The sequence below is a fragment of the Pseudoduganella sp. RAF53_2 genome (assembly GCF_052113985.1).
Classification (GTDB): domain Bacteria; phylum Pseudomonadota; class Gammaproteobacteria; order Burkholderiales; family Burkholderiaceae_D; genus Rugamonas.
The window spans coordinates 1-6,052 of record NZ_JBFRDW010000361.1 but is presented as its reverse complement, the minus strand read 5'-3'; the positions used below and the strand labels follow the sequence as shown (position 1 = coordinate 6,052).

Below are 6,052 nucleotides of genomic sequence, written 5' to 3'. Positions count from 1 at the left end.
GTGGTGGACGGCGATTTCGGACAGGCGTTTACCTACGTGAAAGCGTTTGATTTCCATGGTTCTCTTCAGTGGTTCAACAAAAAATCCTTGGCGATGGCGATCTGGTCGTCATGCAGGAACGTCGGCGCGTGGCCGACACCGGGAATTTCAATCAGCTTGGCCTTGGGGCCGCGCTGGGTCATGCTCAGTGCTGTCTCGCGCGACAGCAGGTCGGAATTGGCGCCGCGCACCAGCAGTGTCGGGCACTTGATGGCATCGTAGGCGGCCCACAGCATGGCTTCGTCGGACTTGGCCGATTCCGGCGTCACCGACTGGAACGGCAGGGCCAGGCCCATATCGTAGTGGCGCACCCAGTAGCCTTCCTTTTCCTGGCGTAGCACGTCGGCGGCCAGTTTATGCCATTCGGCGTCGGTATGTTCGCCGAAGGTGGTCGAGACGTCGCGCACGAACTTGGCGCCGATCTCGAAAGTCGGGAAGCGTACTTCCTGGCCGATGTAGTCGCCGATGCGCTGCACAGCCACGGCGTCCAAAGTGGGGCCGATGTCATTCAACACAAGCTTTGCGACCGGGCTATCCGGCAATGAGGCCAGGCCCATGCCGATCAGGCCGCCCATCGAGGTGCCGAACCAGTCGACGGTCTGGCGCTCGCCATTGGCCAGCACGCGCGCCAGCAGGGTCACCATATCGCTCACGTATTGCGGAATGCGGTACAACTGCGGGTTGCGCAGCTTGCCGGAACGGCCGCGGCCCACCACATCCGGGCAGATCACGCGGTAATCCTTGCACAGGGCACGCGCCAGGTTATCGAAGTCGTCCGACACGCGCGTTACGCCATGCACACACACCAGCACATTGGGATTATCCGCCTCGCCCCATTCCTTGTAAGCCATCTGGTGCAGGCCCGATAGGGAGAAACACTGAACAGACTTTATTTTTGCTTCAATCATTCTTCAATCCCTCGCACGGTGTTACTTTTTGGGCTACATTCTACCTTGGCTTACGCTTAAAATCTTGTGAAGTGTAACCCACCAGACAACTTTGATTGCAGAGGACACGCTATGACTAGTTCCACCCTGAGTGGCAAGACCGCCCTGGTAACCGGCTCCACCTCCGGCATCGGCCTGGGCATCGCCCGCTCGCTGGCGGCCGAAGGCGCCAACATCGTATTCAACGGCTTCGGCGACGCGGCCGAAATCGAGAAACTGCAGGCCGACGTGGCCAAGGAATTCAACGTGCAATGCGCCTATCATGGCGCCGACATGAGCAAGCCGGAACAGATCGAAGACATGTTCGCTTACGCCACCGCGCGCTTTGGCGGCGTCGATGTGCTGGTCAATAACGCGGGCATCCAGCACGTGGCCAACGTCGAAGATTTCCCGCCTGAGAAATGGGATGCGATCATCGCCATCAATCTGACCTCGGCCTTCCACACATCGCGCCACGCCATTCATCACATGAAGAAGCAGAAGTGGGGCCGCATCATCAACCTCGCTTCCACGCATGGACTGGTGGCATCGGCCGGCAAGTCGGCCTACGTCGCCGCCAAACACGGCCTGGTCGGTCTGACCAAGTCCACCGCGCTGGAACTGGCGCAGACCGGCGTCACCTGCAACGCCATCTGCCCTGGATGGGTCCTGACGCCGCTGGTGCAGAAACAGATCGACGCCCGCGCCGCCAAAGATGGCTTGAGCAACGACGAAGCCAAACGCGCCCTGCTGGCCGACAAGCAGCCCTCCGGTGAATTCGTCACACCGGAAGAATTGGGCGCCCTTGCCGTCTTCCTATGCAGCGACGCCGCCAAGCAAGTGCGCGGCGTGGCATGGAACATGGACGGCGGCTGGGTCGCTCAATAATTTCAAAGGGCGCTCATTGCGCGTAACCGCGGCACTGCTTTGCGCCTGCAAGCCAACCTACTTACCGAGATGCGATGAGCAAGCAAATCAAAGTTCTGCTGCAAACGACCATTGAGTCCGCGCCCAACGACTGGCATATCGGGCGGTTCTCGATGCTGCGCACTTATCTGGCCGGCCTTGAAGGCCCTGATGGTGCTCCCCTGTTCACCATAACGGCACGCGATCGCGGTCCGGTTGGCGAGCCGGACCCGGTGCTGTCAACACTGGCTTCTTCGGACTTCGATGAAGTCCGGCTGTTTGCGGTTGATGTCGGCAATGGCTTGCACGCCGACGATTGCGCAGGCCTGTCGGCCTTTCACCGTAAAGGCGGCGGTCTGATGGTCACGCGCGACCATATGGACCTTGGCTGTTCGATCTGTTCAATCGCCACCGTCGGCGCCCTGCACCAATTCCACACCCGCGACGGCGTGGCCGAGGACCCGCGTTGCGCGCCGGACGATCGCGGCACGCCGCAGATCCTCTGGCCCAACTACCATTCCGGCGCCAATGGCGACGCTCAGCAAATCTCGGTCGCCAGCCCGGCGCATCCGGTGCTGCGCGATCCCGATTCGGCAGATGGCGTGATCCACTACCTGCCTGCCCACCCGCATGAAGGTGCCGTCGGCGCCCCACCCGACAATCCGCGGGCCCGCGTGATCGCAACTGGCGTGAGCAAAGCCACCGGCAATCGCTTCAACCTCGCGGTTGCCGTCGAACCCGCAGAAGGCCGCGGTCCCGTGATCGCGCAATCGACCTTCCACCACTTTGCCGACTATAACTGGGACCCCGCCATGGGCTGCCCCGACTTCGTCAGCGAAGCCCCCGGTAGCAGTCTCGCCACTACGCCCGGCGCAATGAACTCCGTTCACCACTACGTCCGCAATGTAGCCCTGTGGCTGGCCGGCCGGCTCTAGTCTTCCAGCCATTCACTCTCCAGCTGGTCGTCGCGCCTGCGGTGCTTAGCCACCCGGCGCTCGACCTGCCGCTCAGCCTGCCGCCGGCTCTGATCGACCAGCAGCAGCGCCGTCTGCAGCGCTTCGCTCATGCTCCGCGCCGCGAGTTGAATTGCTTCGGCTGGCGACGGCTGAGCCGCCTTCGAATCCGCGCTCAAGGCGCGCCGTAGCTTATCCGCCTGCGTCCAGTCGCAATCCTGTGGGCGGCGAACCCACAAATCGCGCCAGGCATTGCGCGCCTCACCAGCAGCCGCAGTCACCATTTGCCGCGGCGAGACGGCTCGCCCACGGAAAACGAGCTCGTCTCCAATCACCTCGCCATACGACACCTGCCCCATGCAGTGCACGCGCAATCGCGTGCCGCTCGGCAGAAACAGGCACTTCCACTGATAGCCAGTGACCGGCGCAACCACTCGCTGCCGCGAGTTGATCCAAAGTTGCACTGCGCGCGTGACCGCTTCCGAAGCGCACAGCGGGCTGTCGGACGCGTGCAAGAATTTCAACAGCCGCGAATACGTTGCGTACGGCACCAGATCCCGATTCGGCTTATCCATGATCATGCCCTCCTCGACCATTAGAGCACCAGGTGAGCGATTGGTTCCCAAGTCTCTCGCCCGTTTTGTCTCTTTCACCCGTTTTATTGTGTCTCTTCTTGTCTCTTTCTGTCTCTTTTTAGGGCGCCGAAAAAAGAGACAGAAAGAGACAAGAAGAGACAGAACGCACACCCCAAAAGAGACAAAACGGGCGAGAGACTTGCGGCGAGGGTCGTCACCCCGAATTTGTAAATGCAGGTATTTTCTAATTTGGCAACATGGTATGCTCCGCTCAGCGGGCGCGAGCCTGCATATGGGTGAATAAAATAATTGCGAAAGAGTCCAAAATGAATAACGTGAAGAAATGGTCGGCGGAGTTTCTCGGTACTTTTTGGCTGACGCTGGGCGGCTGTGGCAGCGCTGTGCTGGCGGCGGCGTTTCCGCAAGTGGGCATTGGCCTGCTGGGTGTCTCACTGGCGTTCGGATTGACGGTCGTGACGGGCGCCTACGCGCTGGGCCCCATTTCAGGCGGACACTTTAACCCTGCCGTTTCCGTGGGCCTCGTGGTCGGCAAGCGCTTCTCGGCCGCCGAGCTGCCCGGCTATATTATTTCGCAAGTGCTGGGCGCAATTGCGGCCGCGGCGATTCTGTATCTGATCGTCTCCGGCAAAGCGGACTTTGCCGGCACGGCGGGATTTGCCTCGAACGGCTACGGCACCAGCTCGCCCGGCGGCTTCAGCATGATGTCGGTACTGGTGTGCGAAGTGGTGATGACGGCCATCTTCCTGATCGTCATTCTCGGCGCGACAGCCAAGCGCGCAGCAGGCGGGTTCGGTGGGCTGGCCATCGGCCTGTGCCTGACGCTGATTCACCTGGTCTCGATCCCCGTCTCGAACACCTCGGTGAATCCGGCCCGCAGCACCGGCCCTGCCCTGTTTGCGCAGACAGACGCGCTGAGCCAGCTGTGGCTGTTCTGGGTCGCCCCCATTGTCGGTGCAGTCATCGGCGCGCTGATTTACAACGCGCTGCTATCCGACGAATAAGGCCTACTTCTCCGCATTGCTGACCGAGTAACCCGATACGCGCCAAACGCCATCCTTCTCGTGGGTGGAAGTCACGACTTCCTTTACCTGAGGGCTTTTCTCGTATCGGGACTCATATTCAAAGGAAATCGCTTCAGTATCCGCCTTGGTCTTTTTCACGGCGGACGACTTCAGCTTGCGCGATTTGAATTCGCCCAGCGGCGCATGGGTGGCCGTGGCGAGCATCGTCCATGCCATCTTCGACATATCCTTCACCCCGGACGAGCTGCTGTTATACGCTGCCGAATACTCCTCCGAATCCATCAGCTTCAGCCAGCGTTCAGCAGCCACGCGGGCGTCAGACACCTCTTTGGCATCCTGAGCGAATGCCGCAGAGCTAGTCAAAAGCAAGGCAGCCAAAATGACCGACGACAGTTTTTTCACATTCCCTCCGAAAGTAAAGATTCGGCCAAACGATAAAGCGGGGATGCCGCCGCCGTCCAACGCTCTGCGATGAACGGCGGACTTCGGGCGCTGAATTGCAGTTTTAAGACGGCGAATTACTTCTGATAATTATTCTTCACGCGAACGTAGTGTTCCGCAGAATACTTGAGATAGGCAATCTCCTCCGGCGTGAGTTCGCGGATGCGCATGGCCGGGCGGCCGACGTAGAGGCCACCGCTTTTCAGCACCTTGCCCGGCGACACCAGGCTGCCGGCGCCGACCATCACGTGCTTTTCGATCACCACATCGTCCATGATGATGGAACCCATGCCGATCAGGCACTCGTCGCCGATGGTGCAGCCATGCAGCAGCACCGAATGGCCGATGGTCACGTAATTCCCAATCCTTAAAGGCGAGCCCTCCGGCTTGGCCGGCGTCTTGTGCGACACATGGCACATGGCGAAGTCCTGCACGTTGGAGCACTCGCCGACCGTGATTGAGTTCACGTCGCCGCGCAGCACGGTATTACACCAAATGGAGGAATTGCGGCCAACCTTTACGTCGCCGATAATTTGAGCAGAGTCGTGGGCGAACACGCCGTCGGCAAGTTCGGGGGTGGTATCGAGATAGGCTTGTATTGGCATAGTTAAATTATATTGTGGTTTTCCACAATGCGGATAATCACAATGGTTATAACCCAGATCGTTTGCGATGATGAGACTATCGGAGACGAAAAGAGGTCCATCATGAAAAAGCCGTTTTACAAAATCCTGTACGTGCAGGTGCTCTTCGCGATTGCGATGGGCGTCCTGCTCGGCATCTATCTGCCTGACGACGCAGTGGCCATGAAGCCGCTGGGTGAGGGCTTCATTAAACTGATCAAGATGATCATCGCGCCGGTGATCTTTTGTACCGTGGTATCCGGCATCGGCAATATGCACGATGTGAAGAAGATCGGCCGCGTTGGCGGCAAAGCCCTGCTCTACTTCGAGGTCGTGTCGACTTTCGCCTTGATTATTGGCCTGTTCGTGGCCAACACCCTGCAGCCTGGCCACGGTTTCAACGCCGATCCGGCTACCCTGGACGTGAAATCCATCGCCAAGTACACGGAACAGGCCAAGCACCAGTCCACCGTGGACTTCCTGATGAACGTGATCCCGAACACCGTGGCGGACGCCTTCACCAAGGGCGATATCCTACAAGTGCTG

Annotated in this window: 8 protein-coding genes; 4 read left to right on the top strand and 4 right to left on the bottom strand. The window is 59.7% G+C overall.

All coding sequences use genetic code 11. The features are described 5' to 3' along the window. Positions 1 to 65: 65 nt before the first annotated feature. Positions 66 to 947 carry an alpha/beta fold hydrolase gene (locus AB4Z11_RS20030; protein WP_442027164.1) on the bottom strand — a complete coding sequence of 294 codons (882 nt, stop codon included), beginning with the start codon at positions 945 to 947 and terminating at the stop codon, positions 66 to 68. Positions 948 to 1,058: 111 nt separating this feature from the next. Here AB4Z11_RS20030 and AB4Z11_RS20025 point away from each other — a divergent pair, with 111 nt between their 5' ends. Together AB4Z11_RS20025 and AB4Z11_RS20020 are read left to right on the top strand one after the other, a co-directional pair. Continuing rightward, positions 1,059 to 1,853: a 3-hydroxybutyrate dehydrogenase gene (locus tag AB4Z11_RS20025; RefSeq protein ID WP_442027163.1), complete on the top strand. Its 795-nt coding sequence runs from the start codon at positions 1,059 to 1,061 to the stop codon at positions 1,851 to 1,853. 74 nt (positions 1,854 to 1,927) lie between these two features. Further along, a complete protein-coding gene (locus tag AB4Z11_RS20020) occupies positions 1,928 to 2,806 on the top strand; it encodes a hypothetical protein (RefSeq protein ID WP_442027162.1) in 879 nt (292 codons plus the stop codon). Here AB4Z11_RS20020 and AB4Z11_RS20015 read toward each other — a convergent pair. Then, entirely contained in the window at positions 2,803 to 3,405 is a 603-nt protein-coding gene (locus AB4Z11_RS20015) for a hypothetical protein (RefSeq protein ID WP_442027161.1), read from the bottom strand. The two genes, AB4Z11_RS20020 and AB4Z11_RS20015, sit on opposite strands and share 4 nt — an antisense overlap. 320 nt (positions 3,406 to 3,725) lie before the next feature. On the opposite strand from AB4Z11_RS20015, the gene aqpZ reads away from it, so the two are divergent. Next, positions 3,726 to 4,421, top strand: coding sequence for an aquaporin Z (gene aqpZ / locus AB4Z11_RS20010; RefSeq protein ID WP_442027160.1), 696 nt, complete (start codon positions 3,726 to 3,728; stop codon positions 4,419 to 4,421). 3 nt (positions 4,422 to 4,424) lie between these two features. On the opposite strand, the gene AB4Z11_RS20005 is transcribed toward aqpZ, so the two are convergent. Together AB4Z11_RS20005 and AB4Z11_RS20000 are read right to left on the bottom strand one after the other, a co-directional pair. Further along, positions 4,425 to 4,844: a DUF4019 domain-containing protein gene (locus AB4Z11_RS20005; protein ID WP_442027159.1), complete on the bottom strand. Its 420-nt coding sequence runs from the start codon at positions 4,842 to 4,844 to the stop codon at positions 4,425 to 4,427. A 116-nt stretch (positions 4,845 to 4,960) separates the two neighbouring features. Further along, positions 4,961 to 5,488: a gamma carbonic anhydrase family protein gene (locus AB4Z11_RS20000; protein WP_442027158.1), complete on the bottom strand. Its 528-nt coding sequence runs from the start codon at positions 5,486 to 5,488 to the stop codon at positions 4,961 to 4,963. A 102-nt stretch (positions 5,489 to 5,590) separates the two neighbouring features. Here AB4Z11_RS20000 and AB4Z11_RS19995 point away from each other — a divergent pair. Further along, positions 5,591 to 6,052 (top strand): cation:dicarboxylate symporter family transporter (locus AB4Z11_RS19995; RefSeq protein ID WP_442027157.1); only part of this gene is annotated, 462 nt, incomplete at its 3' end.

What these genes read in the sequence shown, in the direction of transcription:
- AB4Z11_RS20030 (WP_442027164.1), bottom strand. Translation starts at nt 947, where the DNA reads ATGATTGAAGCAAAAATAAAGTCTGTTCAGTGTTTCTCCCTATCGGGC.
- AB4Z11_RS20025 (WP_442027163.1), top strand. Translation starts at nt 1,059, where the DNA reads ATGACTAGTTCCACCCTGAGTGGCAAGACCGCCCTGGTAACCGGCTCC.
- AB4Z11_RS20020 (WP_442027162.1), top strand. Translation starts at nt 1,928, where the DNA reads ATGAGCAAGCAAATCAAAGTTCTGCTGCAAACGACCATTGAGTCCGCG.
- AB4Z11_RS20015 (WP_442027161.1), bottom strand. Translation starts at nt 3,405, where the DNA reads ATGATCATGGATAAGCCGAATCGGGATCTGGTGCCGTACGCAACGTAT.
- aqpZ (WP_442027160.1), top strand. Translation starts at nt 3,726, where the DNA reads ATGAATAACGTGAAGAAATGGTCGGCGGAGTTTCTCGGTACTTTTTGG.
- AB4Z11_RS20000 (WP_442027158.1), bottom strand. Translation starts at nt 5,488, where the DNA reads ATGCCAATACAAGCCTATCTCGATACCACCCCCGAACTTGCCGACGGC.